Source organism: Mesorhizobium sp. M2A.F.Ca.ET.043.02.1.1, from assembly GCF_003952405.1.
Taxonomy (GTDB): domain Bacteria; phylum Pseudomonadota; class Alphaproteobacteria; order Rhizobiales; family Rhizobiaceae; genus Mesorhizobium.
Genome location: NZ_CP034445.1, coordinates 2022501 through 2025000, shown reverse-complemented (window position 1 = coordinate 2025000; position 2500 = coordinate 2022501). Strand labels below are relative to the sequence as shown.

The 2500-nt window shown below is 57.9% G+C and carries 1 protein-coding gene, 1 tRNA gene and 2 rRNA genes (2 of these 4 only partly in view); 3 read left to right on the top strand and 1 reads right to left on the bottom strand.

From position 1 onward, the window contains the following. The 3 genes from EJ068_RS09630 to EJ068_RS09620 all read left to right on the top strand — a co-directional run. Positions 1-1006: ribosomal RNA gene (locus EJ068_RS09630) — 23S ribosomal RNA — on the top strand; it begins 1818 nt to the left of the window's first position. A gap of 287 nt (positions 1007-1293) precedes the next feature. Beyond that, positions 1294-1408, top strand: a 5S ribosomal RNA gene (rrf, locus tag EJ068_RS09625). A 230-nt stretch (positions 1409-1638) separates the two neighbouring features. Next, positions 1639-1715: transfer RNA gene (locus EJ068_RS09620), tRNA-Met, on the top strand. A 54-nt stretch (positions 1716-1769) separates the two neighbouring features. Here EJ068_RS09620 and EJ068_RS09615 read toward each other — a convergent pair. Further along, positions 1770-2500: the 3' portion of an NmrA family NAD(P)-binding protein gene (locus tag EJ068_RS09615; RefSeq protein ID WP_245463390.1), read on the bottom strand. It continues 148 nt past the right edge of the window; the window shows 731 of its 879 coding nt (coding positions 149-879); its start codon lies off the right edge, out of view — the gene reads right to left on this strand; its stop codon occupies positions 1770-1772.

Below are 2500 nucleotides of genomic sequence, written 5' to 3'. Positions count from 1 at the left end.
CTGAATCGAAGCCCCAGTAAACGGCGGCCGTAACTATAACGGTCCTAAGGTAGCGAAATTCCTTGTCGGGTAAGTTCCGACCTGCACGAATGGCGTAACGACTTCCCCGCTGTCTCCAGCATAGACTCAGTGAAATTGAATTCCCCGTGAAGATGCGGGGTTCCTGCGGTTAGACGGAAAGACCCCGTGCACCTTTACTATAGCTTTACATTGGCATTCGTAGTGGCATGTGTAGGATAGGTGGTAGGCTTTGAAGCCTGGGCGCCAGCTCAGGTGGAGCCACCCTTGAAATACCACCCTTATTACTATGGATGTCTAACCGCGGCCCGTTATCCGGGTCCGGGACAATGTATGGTGGGTAGTTTGACTGGGGCGGTCGCCTCCTAAAGAGTAACGGAGGCGCGCGATGGTGGGCTCAGAACGGTCGGAAATCGTTCGCTGAGTGCAATGGCATAAGCCTGCCTGACTGCGAGACTGACAAGTCGAGCAGAGACGAAAGTCGGTCATAGTGATCCGGTGGTCCCGCGTGGAAGGGCCATCGCTCAACGGATAAAAGGTACGCCGGGGATAACAGGCTGATGACCCCCAAGAGTCCATATCGACGGGGTTGTTTGGCACCTCGATGTCGACTCATCGCATCCTGGGGCTGGAGCAGGTCCCAAGGGTATGGCTGTTCGCCATTTAAAGCGGTACGTGAGTTGGGTTCAGAACGTCGTGAGACAGTTCGGTCCCTATCTGCCGTGGGTGTAGGAATATTGAAAGGATCTGTCCCTAGTACGAGAGGACCGGGATGGACGGATCTCTGGTGGACCTGTTGTGGCGCCAGCCGCATCGCAGGGTAGCTATATCCGGACGGGATAACCGCTGAAGGCATCTAAGCGGGAAACCCACCTTGAAACGAGTATTCCCTGAGAACCGTGGAAGACGACCACGTTGATAGGCCGGGTGTGGAAGAGCGGCAACGCTTGAAGCTTACCGGTACTAATAGTTCGATAGGCTTGATCGTTCTCATTACTTATATCCATCAAGGCGCAATCCGAAGGATTGTCGCCATTCTCACTCACGCTTGTTCCGCCCTTCGGGCGGCGCTACGTGGGTGCGGCGCATCGGCGCCGACGGTCGGTCGACCTTGCGAAGCTTCGCTTCGAAAGGCGCCGGGCTGAAATGAACATCCAGGGCACAACAAAGACCAGCGAATAGCTTGGAAAGCAGCAAATAGGGTCCCCTATTGGCTACTCACTATCGGCTATTCGCTCAAAAAAAGCTTCTCGATTTGAACATGCGTTTTGCCGACCTGGTGGTTATGGCGGAGCGGCTGCACCCGATCCCATTCCGAACTCGGCCGTGAAACGCTCCAGCGCTGATGGTACTTCGTCTCAAGACGCGGGAGAGTAGGTCGCTGCCAGGTCTGCCAAGCGCATGTTCACCCTCACATCCGGATCAAAAACCCGGATCGAGCTAAATCTTCTCTCTACGATAAAGGCCCGCCAACGGGACCACGGGCCGCGAAAGCGGCCCTTTCATTTGGTGAGCCATCTACCTATCTGTAGGCCAGCCTATTCCCAGGCTTGCGCTTACGTCCAACAACGCAAGCAAACGCTTGCTCGTAGTCGCAAGCAAACGCTTGCTCGTAGGTGACGCGGGGTGGAGCAGCCCGGTAGCTCGTCAGGCTCATAACCTGAAGGTCACAGGTTCAAATCCTGTCCCCGCAACCAAACAAACGCCCGCGAAAGCGGGCGTTTTGCTTTTTGGCCGCCAGGGCCGGTAGTTCATCCTTGCTTACCGAATCCAGCAGGATCGCCGCGCGCCAATTCCTTCAGATATGCACGCAGCGACCGCGGCTCACGACCCAGGATCGCACGCAGCGTCAGCGGGTTGCCGAGCAGCCCGTGGTGATCGTAGTGATCGAACATCGCCTTCAAGTCCTGGGAAACGACACCGAGGACACCGGGATCGCGGCGCTCCCCGATTTTGCGGCCCAGCACATCGCTCATCAGCGCGCCGACGTCGTGTCGATCGAGTTGCCCGCGTGCGCAAAGTTCGAACGTGCCAAAAAGCAGCCGGTCTTCCGTCAGGGCTATCGCCGCGACCTCGGCGACATCGCGATAGTCGACCAGCGAGAAACGGGTCTCGGACGACCAAGGCTCCGCGAGCACGCCCTCCTTCACGATTTTGGGCCAGAATGCCGCGTAGTTCTGAAAGTAGCGCGCCGGATGGAGGAACGTATATTCCAGGCCGGAGTTGAGAACCGCCTCCTCGACCGGCGCCTTGGCGACATGATTGACGAGGTCCGAAAGCGCCGGATGGATCACGGCCGAAAACACCAATCGGCGCACACCCGCGTCGATGGCAGCCTTCACGACAGTTTTTCCCACGTTCGCCTCGGCGGGAATGAAGGCCGGGGCGATATAGAAGACGGCGCCGACGTCCTTGAGTGCTGCGTCTAAAGCCGCGCGATCGCGCAGGTCGCCGATGGCGACTTCGGTTGCGCCGTGACCGC